The organism is Stutzerimonas sp. FeSN7, assembly GCF_030263795.1.
Classification (GTDB): Bacteria; Pseudomonadota; Gammaproteobacteria; order Pseudomonadales; family Pseudomonadaceae; genus Stutzerimonas; species Stutzerimonas stutzeri.
This window is the reverse complement of sequence record NZ_JARPMN010000001.1, coordinates 3,172,778-3,187,970: the sequence shown is the minus strand read 5'-3', so window position 1 is coordinate 3,187,970 and position 15,193 is coordinate 3,172,778. Positions and strand designations below refer to the sequence as shown.

The following is a 15,193-nucleotide window of genomic DNA, read 5'->3' as shown; positions in this document are numbered from 1 at the left end:
GGGCATCCACTTCACCGCCTTGCCAGCCTGCTCACTTGCTGGCGAGCAGATCTCGAAGCCGCTCGATGTGCTGCCTGGCGACTTCTGGTGGCACCGGCTTACCCTGCGTTTGGGCCGGCGGTGCGGGTGGTGGCCGTTCGTTTGGTTGAGTGGGTGCCGGTGGCGGGTCTTTCTTTGCCCAGGCATTGAACTCACCGTGGATGGCCCGCTGGATGATGCCGAACAGATACCCTGCGGGATTGCGGATGCCGTGGTTGCTACAACGCGCGGCCCATTCGTCCAGCACGTCCTGCCTCAGCGAGGCATCAACCTGCTGCAATGCCACCTTGGCACCCGCCTGCTGTTCCGCCTTCAGTTGCGCAAAGCGCTTGGGCCATTGCAGATCGCCCAGCGCGCGCGCCTGCGCAGTAGTACGTATTTCATTAATACAACTACTACGTACTGTACGGGCCTGCTTCGGATTCCGAAGAGAGACGTCTGGCGCGGGTTTCGACCCTGCTTCGGAATCCGTAGAGGGGCGTTCGCCATTCCGAAGAAGGCTCGGAGCCCCTTCTTCGGAGTCGTGAATGGCGTCTTCCTGTGGATAACTATCGCTGGCCGTGAGGTCCTGCTTGGCGAGACGTTCGGCCATCACCTGCAACCGTGACGGGAGGGTGCGTCCGGCCAGTAATGGGTCTTCACCGATTTCCTTGAGCGTGTGCAGGCCCACGATCTGCACGGCCTTGGCAGAATGGCCGAGCGCCTGGCTGACGAGTTGCAGGTAGTCCGGGTCGAGCTGCATGGCCTCGAACGGTGTCAAGGGTTCGTCGTGCAGCACGTACAGATTGCCGAGGATGCGGCCGGTTTTGGGGTCACGCCGTCGCCGAACCAGGCTCAGCCAGCGAGTCAGGCGCATCAGTGTCAGCGCCCGTGCCACGGTTTCATGCGAGGCCTGGCCTGCGCAGGGCATGGACGCCAGCCAGGGCCGCAACTGCTCGTAGGTGGGAAATGCGGTTACGCCATCGTCGTTGAGCATCAGCCGGAACACTTGCCAGGCGTTTCGTTCCAGCGGCGTCAAGCGACGGTCGAGGAACAACTTGCGTGGCACCGTCTCGTGCCGGTTGCCACTGAACAGGAAAGCATCGCCGGAGGTGGGCGTGGGCGACTGTGCCGGTGTAGACGCAGGTGCGCTGGGGGCGGGCTTGGGCACAAGGTCTTTTAGCGCAGCATCGAACAGCTCTGCGAGTGCGATGGGGCCTTGGCGTAGGGCTCGTGGTGCGGTGTCGTCCACGGCCATGACTCAAGCCAGTCCCTGATCGACCCAGCTCTTGATCGAGGCCCAGACCACCGACAGAGGCAGCGACATGCCTTCGGCCAAGTCCATGGCGGCATCGAGGATGGAAGTTTCGTCTTCGAGATCGACGGTCCTGCTGTTGGTCACGGCCTTCCATTGCCGCCACAGCTCCGTGTCCTGCTCCTCGTCCAGCACGGGGTGCCGACCCTTCCGTTTGGGCAGACCAAGGATTTCACGGCGAAGAGCCACTTCCTGATGCGTCAAGCCATAGAACTTGCTGACCATCTCCGTGCTCGCGCCCAGCCTGAGCATGCGATCGACTGTGGCGATTTCCTTCTCCACATCCTGCGCCTGCTGGAGCAGCCGCCGCAGCACTTCGCGGTTGACCGTCACTGAGCACCAGGAGACGTTGGCGTTGGCCAGCACGCTGATCAGCGCGGGATGCTTGAGGGCGTCCAGCTCTGCCTCGCCAAACCCCATCAGCTTGCAGCGGCGCAGTTGCCCATTGCGCAGGTCATAGAGGGCCTGGGCGATGACAGCCTGGTTGAGTGGGTGTGCTGTGGACATGCTGGCCTCCCGCGCTTAGGTTCCAGAGTCCGCAGCGCCGGCTTCGAGATCGAGCAGGCGGCGGGCCAGTCGCAGCAGGCGGAACAGCTTGACCAGCGCGGTGTCGCTCAATCTTCGGGTTACGTCGCCCTGGCCGTACAGCAGCGCCGGCAGGTCGATGACGACTTGCCCGTTGTCCAGACCGACGTCGGCGGGCTGCTGACCGGCCAGGCAAGCCAACAGCGTATGGACGGCACGGCCCTTTGGCGCCAGGCTTGAGGTATGGGCACGGCAGGCGAAGCCGATACCGTCTGGGCGGTCATCGATGCACTCGCCCAGGTCTGCCTCGACCGCAATCTCGCGGGCGAACTGCGCGACGTGGATGCGCAGGTGCTCGGGTGTGTCCAGGCCGGGGGCGATGTACCAGACATCCGAGATCGGATAGAGCCCGCCAGCCTGCACCGGGATGGACTGCAAGACGTTCGCCGAGAAGTCGCGCGGCAGTGCATCGCCCAACTGGTCGGCGACCATGCGCTGGATGGACTCAAGCCGTTCGGTTGTCGGCGCCGGGGAGACGATGTGCTCTTGAAGCAGGCTGCCATCCGTGTCGCTTTTGCCCGTTGATGGCGTTGCCGCAGGCTTCGCGGCGGGTGGCGCGGTATCGACAGGTGGGCGCGCGATGGCCTCTGGCTCTGGCAAGGCAGGCGGTGTCGAGGGCGGCGTCGGCTCGCTGACCAAGGCACGCTGGCGGCTCTCGGATTCGGTCATGTCCAGAGCGAGCACGTCGTAATCGACGTCCAGCAATTCGGCCATCTGGCCGATCAGCTCGTCCTGTACGCGCTGCGTAGAGAACTCGTCGGCCTGGACATCGAATTGCGACAGCACTTCCTGAAAGAACTCGTCGAAGTCCTGAACCAGTGAGCGGCCTTTGGCGTAATGCTCCCAGGTGCGCTCGCAGGCCTTGCGGATGACCGACAACCGCTCGACCTGGTGACGCCCCAGGCCGGCGTAGAGCACGGTCGGGATTGCGGGCAGCAGGTAGCGTACGGCGTCGGCCATCCGGCTGATGTGCGATTGCTGCACGGGGTATCCGTCGGCGGCCAGGCGGCGAGCCAGCTCGGACTGGCTCAGGGTGGAGCGGATTTCCAGTTCGTAGAACTCGCGCGCTTTCTCGACGCCCAAAGCGCGCTCGATGAAGGTGAGGCCACCGCGCAGTTCGTTTTCCGCAAGATGCCCGGTGAGCGCGACGATCTCACCACGCTCGGGCCACGGGCGGAACAGGCATGAGACCCGAAAAAAGCGTTCGTCCTTGGTCTCCGACCAGAGTTCGCGCAGGATTGCCAGTCGCGTGTTGCCGCCATTGCGGATGATGTAGTGATCGTCGCCGGGCCGCCGGGTGATGGCCGGAGCCGCGTCCAGGCCACGCTCGCGGATGGATGCCTTGATTTCCTCGTACACCGGATTGCGCTTCTTGCGCGGGTCGTGGTCGTAGGGGTGCAACTGGTCGAGCGTCACGACCATGGGCGTGTCGGCGATCGGGTCGCTCAAGGTCGTTGCTGACGGGCCGCTGCGCTCGAACCCGGACGCAAGCAGTTTGCCGGCCATCTGCTGGGAGGTGATCTCAGTCATGGCCGCCTCCCTGCGCTTGGGATCGGGTCTCGCGCTCGGCACGACGGATCTGCGCACGGGCGTTGAGGGCTGCCCGGTGATCGCTGGCCGTCGAACTGGTGTAGATCGCGGCGCAGCCTGCCTTGGTGAACTTGAGGTGACCGCCCGCCGTGCGCTTGACGTGCCAGCCTTCGCCGACGGCGAACTCGATCAGGGCGCGCAGCCGGCTGTGGCCTCGGGCCAGTTCATGTGCGTTGGCCATGGGGCCTCCTGGTATCAAGAGGCTGTGGCGGACGGCCGGACACTGCGGCAAATCGATCCTGCCACTGCGGGAGCAATTCGCCGGCAAGATCGCGCATGGTGGCGAGCGCGGCGGGAGCGACTCTGCCCACTGGCTGGCGGTACTCGACCCGATGCACCGGCAGACCGCGCGTCGCGGCACGCGGATAAGCCTCAATGGCCGGCACGTCGGTGGCCAGAACCCGAATGCCGGTGTGGCCCTGGAACAGATCGCGCAGCGCCTGCTGGATCAGACGGGCGTTGGCGGACACCGGATGGACGCGGTTGATGAGCAGGTGCAGCGGCGGCGGCTCGATACCCAGCTGCCGGTACGGCGCAATGTCCGCCAGCAACTGCATGGTGCCGCGCCGCAGTTCGCGGGCGGCGAGGATTTCCGGGGTCACTGGCGACAGCGCGAGGTCGGAGGCCAGCACCGCCATCTCCAGCAGCACCGAGCGCGCGCCCTGGGTGTCGATCAGCACCAGGTCGTAGAGGGGGTTCAGTATCGGCAGCAGGTGCCGCAGCCGCAGTCGCCCGTCTGGCGCGTGCAGCAGCAAAGTGTTCAGTTCGCCTCGGTGGTCGTTGGAGAGCACCAAGTCCAGGCCCGCGATGATCGTGCGGGACACAAGCTGGCCAAGGTCACGCTCGTTGAAGGCCAGCAATTCATAGATACCGCCCGGCGCACGATGGGCCAGCTCGTAGTAGGAGGACAAGGTGGGCTGCACATCAAGATCGAGCAACAGCACGCGCAGCCCGGCGTCCGCAGCGAGACCGCCCAGGTTTGCGGCCGTGGTGGTCTTGCCGACCCCGCCTTTGGTTGAAATGATGGATACGACCTGCATGGCGTTCTCCGTGTCAGGATGGAAAGTCCGCGGGAGAACGGGTCAGGCCCTGTTGTTGACGCGCTCGTCGATCCACTGATCGATTTCGATGGAGTCCCAGCCCACGGCGCGCACGCCCAGACGCAGCGCCTGCGGGAACTGGCGTTTCTTCATCAGGTTGTAGATGTGGGCGCGCTTGAAACCGGATTTCGCTTCGACTTCTTCCAGGCGCAGGATGCGGCGCTCGTTTGGCGGCAGTACAGGTGTTTGCGACATGGCGGTCACTCCTGAACGCTCAGTGGCGTTTGTTGGCGTGACCTCTATTCAATAGACACGGCAGCGAAAAGACATTGCAAATGCAATCTCCGCGACTGCACATACAAGCTGGCAAATCTCAGCGGGAGGCGCTACGCAACCGGCGCCTGGCGGTGGCGAACTTGCCGTTCAATGTCCGCTCCGCGATACCCATGGCGCCGCTGTGATGGGCGACCAGCGCGCTGACCACGGCCTCCTGCGTCTTGAAGCTGGAGTACGGCGTGCCCGATGGCGACTGGCCGAGCATCAGCTCCAACAGGCCGCCAACGATGTTCAGGTAGGTGGCCTCGGCTCGATCACTGATCGGACACTGCGCGCATGCCGGAATCACCGTGGGCTGCTTGAGCAGCGCGTCATGCTTGTCCTGCAACTCGCGAAGCTGACGTTTGGTCTGTTCCAGGACGGATTTCAAAGCCTGGCGTTCGACCAGCATGGCTTGCCCTGTTTCCAGAGAGATGAAGGGATGGGTGATGCGCTCGCCGCGGGAGAAGAGAAAGCCGGGCCGCTGCTCGGGGTAGTGCTGGCGCATCCAGCACTTCAGATCGACATGGCGTACCGTCAGATCAGGCGATTCGATCAACGCGGTGTCGCGCGTCGTGATGCCGTGCTGCCCGAAGGGCAGTTCCCCGTTGAGGATGCCGTCATAGATGCGGTCGGTGTACAGCCGCAGTTCGCCCAAACGTGGGCAGTCCAGCGACTGCGGCAGATTCATAGGCGACGAGACCGAAGCCAGGATCACCTGCTCGTATCGCAGCAGTCCGGCCCAGCGGATGGATGCTTCGAGCGGGCGGTAGAACACCTTTGATGTTGGTGCATCATTTTTGTTCTCGTGCATGCTCCGTCTCCTTCCAGGAGAAGAACTACAGGGCCGACTGCTTTTGCAGCCGTCCTCATGGTCGGCCTGTTGTCCGCGCAAGACGCGAGTGATGACGCCCGCTTTTGATTACTTCTGATCAGTTCGCGCAACGAGTAGGCGTTGTGTGCTCGATGTGCAAAAATCCATCGAGCACAAGAAAATCGAGCGTCCGTCGCGGCTCGACAGTGACGCTTGCGCTATCAGGATCGTGAGAAGTTGCGGCTCCCGCAAAACCGTATCGGTATGGTCTGATACGCCAGCGGTTTCAAAAAGCGGCGAGCGGTCGGAATCTATTGCTCGGGGCTTGGGATTGGCAACGGAAATCTGCTGGCGTCATATCCGATCTGGATACTGATATAGCGAGATAGCATCACAGAGAAGTCGCCCATGGTGACTGCCGAGCGCTGATCCGACGCTAAACGCTGCCTGCCAAAACGTGGAAATTGCGAGTTGGCCGCGCAGAAGACGGATGGGCGGCCATGCGAAGCGATCGACGTTCCCTCCTTTGACCTTGACCGGACGGTGCTGCCGCCCGGCCTCAGCTCAACGGGCGACGGGATCTTCGGGCATATCAACCAACATTGCCGTTTTTACCAGGCGCTCTACAGTCTGCCTGGCCAGCACCGGAGACGCCTCCGATTGCTCTGCAAGCTCATCGGTTTCTATGGCATGTGCGGCGACCAGTCGAGCTGCAAGATGCAGGTTGGTCGGATCGACGGCCTCGATGACTGGACACTTGCCCAGGGCATCGTATGGCCGCAGCAGTGCGTGATAGATGTGCCAGGTGTCGATACCGCGCGGCACCAGCTTCAGGACAGCCTGAATCAGCTTGCGCTTGATGGGGTCGAGTTGCCAGTCCGGGACGCGCTGCCCACGGTGACCCAGATGGATCGACAGGAGATTGCCGGCCTGAATCTCGTAAGTGATCCAGCGGCGGGACTTGCCAACCAGCTTGGCGTAATCGGCCACCGACAGGTTGTGGGATGCCTCGAATATCTCCAGCAATTGCAAGCGCTCGCGCTGCACCTCTGACAGCGTGGGTCGCGCGTACTCGGGCAGATGCACCGCCGAAAGTCGATAGACGGAAGCTGGAACCGCTGGTGCATCGGGTGCAGGCGCAACGATCAACTGAGGGGCGTTTGGATTCAGGGCGGGCGGCTGCGCTGCCGCCTGTCCGGCGATTGTGGGCAGGCCCTGCAACGTGATGGTCAAGTGCGTGCTGGCAACTTCGACCTGATTCTGCTCGAACAAGTCCAGCCGGTCGGCCCAGTCCTGCATCATGACGCGGCGTTGCTCGACGTACTCGGCGTGGTTGTAGGTCGCGCTGATCCGATCCGGATCGGCATGCGAAAGTTGGGCGTCTACCCACTTGGGCGGATACCCCAATTCATTGAGCGCAGTCGAGATGGTGGCGCGAACGCCATGCCCAGTGAGTTGGTCTTCATAGCCCATACGCTTGAGCGCGCCATTGAGCGTGTTCTCGCTCAGAGGGTTTTTCAGGCACCAATCACCGGGGATGAGATACACCTGTGCTGGCTTCAGATTTCCCAGCAAATGACGAACGACCTCTTGTGCCTGCAACGACAGTGGCACGATGTATGGCGGGATGTCGGCGAAACGCTGGCGCTTCTTCTTGGTGAGCTGCTTGCGTTGCTTGAGCCTGACAACCGGGATGATCCACAGACCGCGCTCCAGATCAAACTGATCGGGCGTGGCGTAGCGCAATTCACCGGTGCGCACGCCCGTGAGCAGCAGCAGACGTAGACCCAGTTGCGTATTCAGGCGACCGCTGTACTTGCGCAACGTCTGCAGCATTGCCGGCAGCTCGGGCATGCGCAAAAAGGGATTGTTCTCCACCGGGGGCAGCGGCATCGCCACCACGTCCAAATCCTTGGCCGGGTTGTCGCCCATGTTGGGCACCACCACCGAGGCGTAGGTGAATAGCTGGCTGAACCAGGTGCGCAGCTTCTCGGCCACCGACAGCGAGCCACGCTTTTCCACTCTGCCGATGATGTCCAGCAGGTGGGCGCGGGTGACGTCGTAGATGGTCAGGTGGCGCAATACGGGAAACACGTCCTTGGCGAAGACGCGCCCGATCTGCTTGGGCGTACTTTGGCGGCCCTCATTTTCCAGAGAGAGGCTGCGGTGGGCCAGCCATTTGTCGTAGATGGCCTGGAAGGTGTGCTCGCCCGCCAGGACGATGGCGTGGCGCTTGCGCTTGCGCTCCGAATGCGGGTTGATGCCCTTGGCCAGCATGGCCCGGGCCTCGTCGCGCAGATTGCGAGCGTCTTTCAGGGAAAGCGCGGGATAGCCACCGAAGGACATGCGCTCGCGCTTGCCGCCCCAAGTGAAGCGGAAGTGCCAGGCCTTGAAGCCGGTGGCGGAGATGTAGAAGTAGAGACCGTCGAAATCGACAAGCGAATACGCCTTGCCGGTCACCTTGGCCTGTCGAACCTGGAGGTCTGAAAGCATGAGTCCAACTCCTGCGAAGCGAGTTGGATGCCATGTTCCCGACGGAACCCCGGCTCCTCCAGCAACAATACGGTTTTGGGGACCTCCGTATTGCCAGTGTACCGCTCAACGTACCAGTTAGAACCGGCTGGGAGTGGATTTCGCTGGATGTCAGTGGATTGAGATCAGGTAAAAATCTCAATCCTGACAATGACTTACGACGTTCCCTGGCGTTCGGTGGAAGTCTCTGGAAAGTCGAAGTGGAGCGGGCGAAGGGAATCGAACCCTCGTCATGAGCTTGGGAAGCTCAGGTAATGCCATTATACGACGCCCGCTCAGGGGTGCCTTTTTACCAGAAGGCTGGGGTGAAATGAAGCGTGGCGGCAGGTTTTTCTGGCCGGTGGCTATGGGCGGTCAGATTTGTGCGATCTCGTTGTCCGTCAATGGTCGGTAGCAGCCGGGTGACAGGCTGGCATCCAGCAGCAGTGGGCCCATGCTCTCGCGGTGCAGGGCGGTGACCTTGTTGCCGAAGTGGCCGAACATGCGTTTGACCTGGTGGTAGCGCCCTTCATGCAGGGTCAGGCGGGCTCGGCGGGGGCCCAGCAGCACCAGTTCGGCCGGTAGGGTGGTGAGATCCTCGAAGCGAAAGTACAGGCCTCGGGCGAAGGCCTCGACGCAGCCGGGATCGATCACGTCTTCGGTTTCCACCAGATAGACCTTGCCTTGCAGGCTGGTCGGTTGAGTCAGGCGGCGTGACCACTGGCCGTCGTTGGTCAGCAGCATGAGGCCGGTGGTATTGAAGTCGAGGCGGCCGGCGATATGCAGGTCATCCTTGTCCGGTTCATCGATCAGGTCGATCACCGTGCGATGTGCGGCATCACGGGTGGCGCTGACGCAGCCGGGGGGTTTGTGCAGCATCAGATAGCGGGCAACCTTGCCCGGTTGCAGAACCTGACCATCAAGTTCGACACAGTCGAATATGCGTACCTCCCGGTCCAGGGTGCGAGTGACTTCGCCGTTTACCCGTGCTCGGCCATCGCTCACCAGCCGGCGGACGTCCTGGCGGCTGAGCTGTGCGCGGCTACCGAGATAACGATCGAGGCGCATCAGCTTTTGGCTGCGGTTTCATGACGAGCGCAGCGAGGACAGATGCAGGCCCGGTTTCTGAGGGCAGCGGGAATGCCGTCGAGCGTGTCCTGCGGAATGGTGGCGGTAAAGCACCAGCAGGGCTGGTCCGCGGCGGGATTGCACTCGGCGCACTGGTTGGGCTGGCCGCAGAGCGGGCAGCGTGACGGATCTACAGGCTCGCTCATGGCATTTCCGTTTAACGACGAGCTTCGCGTGCCGGCGGGCCGGCACGCGAAGCCGGGTTACATGACGCGCTGGCCGGGCTTGGCGCCGTTATCCGGGCTGAGCAGATAGATCTCGCTGCCGCCAGGGCCTGCCGCCAGCACCATGCCCTCGGACATGCCGAACTTCATCTTGCGCGGCGCCAGATTGGCGACATACAGGGTCAGCCGGCCTTCGAGCTTGCTCGGATCGGGATAGGCGCTCTTGATGCCGGAAAAGACATTGCGCGTGGCATCGCCGATATTCAGGGTCAGGCGCAGCAGCTTGTCCGCGCCTTCGACGAACTCGGCCTTCTCGATCAGGGCGATACGCAGGTCCACCGCGGCAAAGGTGTCAAAGTTGATCTCGGCGGCCAACGGTGCCTTGGCCAGTTCGCCGTTGCCAGCTGGACTAGTGGCTTCGCTGGCGGCCAGGTCTTCCTTGGAGGCTTCGATCATGGCGTCGATCTTTGCCGGCTCGATGCGGGTCATCAGCGGGGTAAAGGCGTTGAGCTTGTGGTTGGCCAGCAGCGTGGCATGGTCGTCCCAGCTCAGCGGCGCTACGTTGAGGAACTGCTCGGCAGCGGCCGCCAGGTTCGGCAGCACGGGCTTGAGGAAGATCACCAGCTGGCGGAACAGGTTGACGCCCAAGGCGCAGATTTCCTGCACCTCGGCCTGCTTGCCCTCGACCTTGTTCAGCGCCCAGGGCGCCTTGTCGGCGATCCAGGCGTTGGCGCGGTCGGCCAGGGCCATGATCTCCCGCATGGCGCGAGCGAAATCACGCGCCTCGTAGGCGTCGGCGATGCTCGGCGCGGCGGCTTGGAAGGCTGCCCAGAGTTCCGGCTCTGGGTTGGCCTCGACCATCACGCCGTCGTTGCCCTTGTGGATGAAGCCGGCGCAGCGGCTGGCGATATTGACCACTTTGCCGACCAGGTCGGAGTTGACCTTCTGCACGAAGTCGTCGAGGTTCAGATCGAGGTCGTCGACACCACGGCCGAGCTTGGACGCATAGTAGTAGCGCAGGTATTCGGGATTGAGATGATCGAGGTAGGTGCGCGCCTTGATGAAGGTGCCGCGCGACTTGGACATCTTCTGCCCGTTCACCGTCAGGTAGCCGTGCACGTTGACCGCGGTCGGCTTGCGGAAACCCGCGCCTTCGAGCATGGCTGGCCAGAACAGGGTGTGGAAATTGATGATGTCCTTGCCGATGAAGTGGTACAGCTCGGCGCTCGATTCCTTGCTCCAGAAGGCATCAAAGGAAAGTTCGGGGCGGCGCTTGCAGAGGTTCTGGAAGCTCGCCATGTAACCGATCGGCGCGTCCAGCCAGACGTAGAAGTACTTGCCCGGCTCGCCGGGGATCTCGAAGCCGAAGTAGGGCGCATCGCGGGAGATATCCCATTCCTGCAGGCCACCGTCGAGCCATTCGGCGATCTTGTTGGCTACCGATTCCTGCAGCGCGCCGCCGCGGGTCCACTCCTTTAGCATCGCCTCGAAGTCGGGCAGCTTGAAGAAGAAATGCTTGGAATCCTTGAGCACCGGGGTGGCGCCGGAGATTGCCGAGCGTGGATCCTTCAGCTCGGTGGGCTCGTAGGTGGCGCCGCATTTTTCGCAATTGTCGCCGTACTGATCTTCGGCCGCGCAGCGGGGGCAGGTGCCCTTGATGAAGCGGTCGGCGAGGAACATGCCCTTCTCGGGATCGAAATACTGGGTCACCGAGCGGGTGGCAATGTGCCCGGCATCGCGCAGGCGGGTGTAGATCAGCTCGGCCAGTTCGCGGTTCTCTGGCGAGTGGGTGCTATGGAAGTTGTCGAAATTGACAAGGAAGTCGGCGAAATCGGCGCTGTGCTCGGCCTGGACGTTGGCGATCAGCTGTTCGGGGGTGATGCCTTCCTTTTCCGCCCGCAGCATGATCGCCGAGCCATGGGCGTCGTCGGCGCAGACATAGATGCACTGGTTGCCGCGCAGCTTCTGGAAGCGTACCCACATGTCGGTCTGGATGTACTCGAGCATGTGGCCGAGGTGGATCGAACCGTTGGCGTAGGGCAGGGCGCTGGTAACAAGGATCTGGCGGGCTTCGGACATGGGGACTCGGCAGTCGGAATGGCGAAAGAAAGTCTGCAACTATATAGCTCTGCCACGGTTTTTTCACCCGCGTGGCCAAGGTTGGCCGTAGTCCCGGTCGTCGGTGGGCTCGGAACTACAGGGCAGGGTAAGATGCCTGTCTGATTTGCTCGGTCTTTCCAGGAGTAACCATGTCCGTCACCCGCGAAGCTGTGGAAACCGTACTGCGCCAGTACACCGACCCCCATCTGAATCAGGATCCGGTGAGCGCCGGCTGTGTGCGTTCAATTGACATCCAGGGCGACCGGGTCAGCGTGCAGCTGGAGCTGGGCTACGCCGCCGGGCTGTTTCGCAGCGGTTGGGCGCAGATGCTGGCGATGGCCATTGAAGGGCTCGAGGGCGTCAACCGTGCCGATGTGCAGGTGGACTGCGTGATCCGTGCGCACAAGGCGCAGGATCAGGTGCCGGCACTGGCCAATGTGAAGAACATCATCGCGGTGGCGTCCGGAAAGGGTGGCGTCGGCAAGTCCACCACGGCGGCTAATCTGGCGCTGGCGCTGGCCCGTGAGGGGGCGCGGGTCGGCGTGCTGGATGCCGACATCTACGGGCCGAGCCAGGGCATCATGTTTGGCATCGCCGAGGGCACCCGGCCGGAGATCCGTGACGGCAAGGCGTTCATTCCATTGCAGGCGCATGGCGTGCAGGTCATGTCGATGGCCTTCCTCGCCGATGACAAGACGCCGATGGTCTGGCGCGGGCCCATGGTGTCCGGTGCGCTGCTGCAGCTGATCACCCAGACCGAGTGGAACGATCTCGACTACCTGGTGGTGGACATGCCGCCGGGCACCGGGGATATCCAGCTGACGCTGGCGCAGAAGGTCCCGGTGACCGGCGCGGTGATCGTCACCACGCCACAGGACCTGGCTCTGCTGGATGCCAAGAAAGGCGTGGAGATGTTCCGCAAGGTCAATATCCCGGTGCTGGGCGTGGTGGAAAACATGGCCATCCACATCTGCTCCAACTGCGGTCATGCCGAACACCTGTTTGGCGAGGGTGGCGGCGAGGAGCTGGCTTCGCAGTACAACGTCGATCTGCTGGCCTCGCTGCCGCTGTCGATGGCGATCCGCAGCCAGTCGGATGCCGGCAAGCCGACCACCATTGCCGATCCGGACAGCCAGATCGCCATGATCTATCAGCAGATGGCGCGTACCGTCGGCGCTCGCATCGCCCAGAGTGGGCAGATCATCGCCCAGTCGATGCCGAAGATCGTGGTGTCCGAGGATTGAGTCGACAGCCTGCGGGCGGCGTCAGCTCGCCGTCCGCAGGCTGAAGGAAATCGCAGGCACAAAAAAGCCCCGCCGAAGCGGGGCTTTTTCAGAGAAGCTTCAGGTTAGATAACCTGAACTTCCTCAGCTTGCATGCCTTTCTGGCCGCGGGTAGCGACGAAGGAGACTTGCTGGCCTTCTTTCAGGCTCTTGAAGCCGTCACCCTGAATGGCACGGAAGTGTACGAAGAGGTCGTCACCGGATTGCGGAGTGATGAAGCCGAAGCCTTTCTCATCGTTGAACCACTTAACGGTACCGGTTTGGCGATTGGACATTTGATGTCTCCTTGAACCAAGTTTTGAAGAATAAAGTGCGGGCTAAAAGGCCCGAACATCACTGTGTGCAAGGAGATAGGAGTCGTATCGATATTTGGATCGAAATCTAAACATGTAGCGATTCACGGTGACACATGCAGCAGCAGCCCAGTAACAATACCGTTTTTCTGGAGCAAAGCGAGCTTTATTTTGGATTTCTTCGCCGAGTGGCTGCTGCTGGCTGTGACGGCCGTTGCGGCGCGCCAGTAGCCAGGCTTTGAACACCCGCGCCAGGCTCGGTAAGATGCGCCTCTTCGCAGGCCCATTAACCTATTCAGGACGCCAGCCATGAGCATCAAATCGGACAAGTGGATTCGCCGCATGGCCCAGGAACACGGCATGATCGAGCCTTTCGTCGAGCGCCAGGTGCGCAATGAAGGCAATGACCGGCTGATCTCCTACGGTGTCTCCAGCTACGGTTACGATGTGCGCTGCGCTGACGAATTCAAGGTCTTCACCAATATCAACTCGGCAACGGTGGACCCGAAGAATTTCGACGAGAAGAGCTTCGTCGATATCAAGAGCGACGTCTGCATTATCCCGCCGAACTCCTTCGCGCTGGCCCGCACCGTCGAGTACTTCCGCATTCCACGCAACGTGCTGACCATCTGCCTGGGCAAGAGCACCTATGCGCGCTGCGGCATCATCGTCAACGTGACGCCGCTGGAACCGGAGTGGGAAGGGCATGTGACGCTGGAGTTCTCCAACACCACCACGCTGCCGGCGAAGATCTACGCCAACGAGGGTGTGGCGCAGATGCTGTTCCTCGAATCGGATGAGGAGTGCGAGGTGTCCTACCGCGACCGCGGCGGCAAGTACCAGGGCCAGCGCGGCGTGACGCTGCCGAAGGCCTAAGCTTTTCCGGATATGAAAAAACCTGGCCTGAGCCAGGTTTTTTTTTGCGCCGATCTGCCGGTTACCAGCCCGGCACCCCTCGCATGTCCGGCAGTTTATGGGCGACGCCTTTGTGGCAGTCGATGCAGGTCGCCTCGCCGCTGGCCAGGGCGGTGGAGTGGAACTCCGCTGCGCGCTTGCCCTGCCGGGTGAAGTCCATGTAGTCGAAGTTGTGGCAGTTGCGGCACTCCAGCGAGTCGTTCGCCTTGAGCCGTGCCCATTCGTGCTCGGCCAGCTCGCGGCGTTTCTCGAGGAATTTCTCGCGGGTGCTGATGGTGCCGAAGATCTTGCCCCAGACTTCCTTGGAGGCCTGCATCTTGCGCGCGATCTTGTCGGTCCACTGGTGCGGCACATGGCAATCCGGGCAGGTCGCACGCACGCCGGAGCGGTTGCTGTAGTGGATGGTGTCCTTGATCTCCATGAACACGTTGTCTTCCATCTCGTGGCAGGAAATGCAGAACGCCTCGGTGTTGGTGGCCTCCAGCGCCGTGTTGAAACCGCCCCAGAAGATGATCCCGGCGATGAACCCGCCAAGCGTCAGCGCGCCGAGGCTGTAGTGGACGCTCGGTCGCCGCAGGACGGCCCAGTAGCGTTTGAAAAACGACTTGATCGACTTCATCCAAGCCCCCTCAGTTTCCGCCGGTGGATGGTGAGGTTTCCCGGTACAGCAGCTCGTCGATGTTCTTGAAGCGGTTTTCCACCAGCGGCTTCACATCCTGCTGCGGCACGTGGCACTGCGTGCAGAAGTACCGTCGTGGCGCCACCGCGGCGAGGGTCTGCTGATCGCGGTCGGTGTAGTGGGTGATGCTGATCATCGGTGCCTGGGCGCGGGCGCTGTTGGCTCGGCTATGGCAGCTCAGGCATTTGTTGGCGTTCTTGTCGACGTGATAGCCGCGGATGCTGTGAGGGATGGTCGGCGGTTGCTCCGGGTAGTTGCGTTCGCGCCGGACATCCTTGTTTTCCTCGTCGTGCAACGGCGGCGGGGTGAATTCCTGGGTGATGGTGCCGCCCGGGCGTCGGCCGTCCGGCGCGGGGGCGTCGAGGGGGTAGTTGGTTTCGGCGGCAACAGCCAGACCGAACACCGCGAGCAGGGTCAGCGGCAGTAGGCAGAATTTCATGGCG

At 62.4% G+C, this 15,193-nt stretch carries 16 protein-coding genes and 1 tRNA gene; 2 read left to right on the top strand and 15 right to left on the bottom strand.

From position 1 onward, the window contains the following. Window positions 1-31 precede the first annotated feature (31 nt). From P5703_RS15100 to metG, 12 genes are all read right to left on the bottom strand, one after another. A complete protein-coding gene (locus tag P5703_RS15100) occupies window positions 32-1,276 on the bottom strand; it encodes an STY4528 family pathogenicity island replication protein (RefSeq protein ID WP_034004725.1) in 1,245 nt (414 codons plus the stop codon). Window positions 1,277-1,279: 3 nt separating this feature from the next. Beyond that, window positions 1,280-1,840: a DUF2857 domain-containing protein gene (locus tag P5703_RS15095; protein ID WP_008267477.1), complete on the bottom strand. Its 561-nt coding sequence runs from the start codon at window positions 1,838-1,840 to the stop codon at window positions 1,280-1,282. A 15-nt stretch (window positions 1,841-1,855) separates the two neighbouring features. Next, on the bottom strand, window positions 1,856-3,448 hold the full coding sequence (locus tag P5703_RS15090; protein ID WP_285587782.1) for a ParB family protein: 1,593 nt from the start codon (window positions 3,446-3,448) through the stop codon (window positions 1,856-1,858). Next, the gene (locus P5703_RS15085) at window positions 3,441-3,689 is read right to left on the bottom strand and encodes a hypothetical protein (protein ID WP_012205954.1); all 249 of its coding nucleotides are present in this window, start codon (window positions 3,687-3,689) and stop codon (window positions 3,441-3,443) included. Before P5703_RS15085 ends, P5703_RS15090 begins: the two co-directional genes overlap by 8 nt. Then, on the bottom strand, window positions 3,673-4,548 hold the full coding sequence (locus P5703_RS15080) for a ParA family protein (protein ID WP_012205953.1): 876 nt from the start codon (window positions 4,546-4,548) through the stop codon (window positions 3,673-3,675). The genes P5703_RS15085 and P5703_RS15080 overlap by 17 nt, the downstream gene beginning before the upstream one ends. Window positions 4,549-4,590: 42 nt before the next feature. Then, the gene (locus tag P5703_RS15075; RefSeq protein WP_012205952.1) at window positions 4,591-4,803 is read right to left on the bottom strand and encodes an AlpA family transcriptional regulator; all 213 of its coding nucleotides are present in this window, start codon (window positions 4,801-4,803) and stop codon (window positions 4,591-4,593) included. Between the two features lie 118 nt (window positions 4,804-4,921). Then, on the bottom strand, window positions 4,922-5,677 hold the full coding sequence (locus tag P5703_RS15070) for a hypothetical protein (protein ID WP_014596113.1): 756 nt from the start codon (window positions 5,675-5,677) through the stop codon (window positions 4,922-4,924). 564 nt (window positions 5,678-6,241) lie between these two features. Continuing rightward, window positions 6,242-8,170 carry a tyrosine-type recombinase/integrase gene (locus tag P5703_RS15065; protein ID WP_014596114.1) on the bottom strand — a complete coding sequence of 643 codons (1,929 nt, stop codon included), beginning with the start codon at window positions 8,168-8,170 and terminating at the stop codon, window positions 6,242-6,244. Between the two features lie 240 nt (window positions 8,171-8,410). After that, window positions 8,411-8,484 (bottom strand) — tRNA-Gly (locus P5703_RS15060). Window positions 8,485-8,563: 79 nt separating this feature from the next. After that, window positions 8,564-9,256 carry a pseudouridine synthase gene (locus P5703_RS15055; protein WP_125841941.1) on the bottom strand — a complete coding sequence of 231 codons (693 nt, stop codon included), beginning with the start codon at window positions 9,254-9,256 and terminating at the stop codon, window positions 8,564-8,566. Beyond that, window positions 9,256-9,462 (bottom strand): cysteine-rich CWC family protein, encoded by a 207-nt coding sequence (locus tag P5703_RS15050; protein WP_080965129.1) that lies wholly within the window; start codon window positions 9,460-9,462, stop codon window positions 9,256-9,258. Before P5703_RS15050 ends, P5703_RS15055 begins: the two co-directional genes overlap by 1 nt. Before the next feature lie 57 nt (window positions 9,463-9,519). Then, complete coding sequence (gene metG / locus P5703_RS15045; protein WP_049341096.1) at window positions 9,520-11,559, bottom strand: methionine--tRNA ligase; 2,040 nt, start codon at window positions 11,557-11,559, stop codon at window positions 9,520-9,522. Between the two features lie 170 nt (window positions 11,560-11,729). On the opposite strand from metG, the gene apbC reads away from it, so the two are divergent. After that, complete coding sequence (apbC, locus tag P5703_RS15040; RefSeq protein ID WP_095460970.1) at window positions 11,730-12,824, top strand: iron-sulfur cluster carrier protein ApbC; 1,095 nt, start codon at window positions 11,730-11,732, stop codon at window positions 12,822-12,824. A 104-nt stretch (window positions 12,825-12,928) separates the two neighbouring features. Here the strand turns inward: apbC and P5703_RS15035 are convergent, their stop codons facing one another. Beyond that, a complete protein-coding gene (locus tag P5703_RS15035; protein ID WP_003282211.1) occupies window positions 12,929-13,138 on the bottom strand; it encodes a cold-shock protein in 210 nt (69 codons plus the stop codon). 327 nt (window positions 13,139-13,465) lie between these two features. On the opposite strand from P5703_RS15035, the gene dcd reads away from it, so the two are divergent. After that, window positions 13,466-14,032, top strand: a complete 567-nt coding sequence (gene dcd, locus P5703_RS15030; RefSeq protein ID WP_013982166.1) for a dCTP deaminase — start codon at window positions 13,466-13,468, stop codon at window positions 14,030-14,032. 61 nt (window positions 14,033-14,093) lie between these two features. Here the strand turns inward: dcd and P5703_RS15025 are convergent, their stop codons facing one another. Together P5703_RS15025 and P5703_RS15020 are read right to left on the bottom strand one after the other, a co-directional pair. Beyond that, window positions 14,094-14,690 carry a cytochrome c3 family protein gene (locus tag P5703_RS15025; protein ID WP_256068876.1) on the bottom strand — a complete coding sequence of 199 codons (597 nt, stop codon included), beginning with the start codon at window positions 14,688-14,690 and terminating at the stop codon, window positions 14,094-14,096. 10 nt (window positions 14,691-14,700) lie between these two features. Beyond that, entirely contained in the window at window positions 14,701-15,189 is a 489-nt protein-coding gene (locus P5703_RS15020) for a nitrate reductase cytochrome c-type subunit (RefSeq protein ID WP_011912446.1), read from the bottom strand. Window positions 15,190-15,193: the final 4 nt, after the last annotated feature.

What these genes read in the sequence shown, in the direction of transcription:
- P5703_RS15100 (WP_034004725.1), bottom strand. Translation starts at nt 1,276, where the DNA reads ATGGCCGTGGACGACACCGCACCACGAGCCCTACGCCAAGGCCCCATC.
- P5703_RS15095 (WP_008267477.1), bottom strand. Translation starts at nt 1,840, where the DNA reads ATGTCCACAGCACACCCACTCAACCAGGCTGTCATCGCCCAGGCCCTC.
- P5703_RS15090 (WP_285587782.1), bottom strand. Translation starts at nt 3,448, where the DNA reads ATGACTGAGATCACCTCCCAGCAGATGGCCGGCAAACTGCTTGCGTCC.
- P5703_RS15085 (WP_012205954.1), bottom strand. Translation starts at nt 3,689, where the DNA reads ATGGCCAACGCACATGAACTGGCCCGAGGCCACAGCCGGCTGCGCGCC.
- P5703_RS15080 (WP_012205953.1), bottom strand. Translation starts at nt 4,548, where the DNA reads ATGCAGGTCGTATCCATCATTTCAACCAAAGGCGGGGTCGGCAAGACC.
- P5703_RS15075 (WP_012205952.1), bottom strand. Translation starts at nt 4,803, where the DNA reads ATGTCGCAAACACCTGTACTGCCGCCAAACGAGCGCCGCATCCTGCGC.
- P5703_RS15070 (WP_014596113.1), bottom strand. Translation starts at nt 5,677, where the DNA reads ATGCACGAGAACAAAAATGATGCACCAACATCAAAGGTGTTCTACCGC.
- P5703_RS15065 (WP_014596114.1), bottom strand. Translation starts at nt 8,170, where the DNA reads ATGCTTTCAGACCTCCAGGTTCGACAGGCCAAGGTGACCGGCAAGGCG.
- P5703_RS15055 (WP_125841941.1), bottom strand. Translation starts at nt 9,256, where the DNA reads ATGCGCCTCGATCGTTATCTCGGTAGCCGCGCACAGCTCAGCCGCCAG.
- P5703_RS15050 (WP_080965129.1), bottom strand. Translation starts at nt 9,462, where the DNA reads ATGAGCGAGCCTGTAGATCCGTCACGCTGCCCGCTCTGCGGCCAGCCC.
- metG (WP_049341096.1), bottom strand. Translation starts at nt 11,559, where the DNA reads ATGTCCGAAGCCCGCCAGATCCTTGTTACCAGCGCCCTGCCCTACGCC.
- apbC (WP_095460970.1), top strand. Translation starts at nt 11,730, where the DNA reads ATGTCCGTCACCCGCGAAGCTGTGGAAACCGTACTGCGCCAGTACACC.
- P5703_RS15035 (WP_003282211.1), bottom strand. Translation starts at nt 13,138, where the DNA reads ATGTCCAATCGCCAAACCGGTACCGTTAAGTGGTTCAACGATGAGAAA.
- dcd (WP_013982166.1), top strand. Translation starts at nt 13,466, where the DNA reads ATGAGCATCAAATCGGACAAGTGGATTCGCCGCATGGCCCAGGAACAC.
- P5703_RS15025 (WP_256068876.1), bottom strand. Translation starts at nt 14,690, where the DNA reads ATGAAGTCGATCAAGTCGTTTTTCAAACGCTACTGGGCCGTCCTGCGG.
- P5703_RS15020 (WP_011912446.1), bottom strand. Translation starts at nt 15,189, where the DNA reads ATGAAATTCTGCCTACTGCCGCTGACCCTGCTCGCGGTGTTCGGTCTG.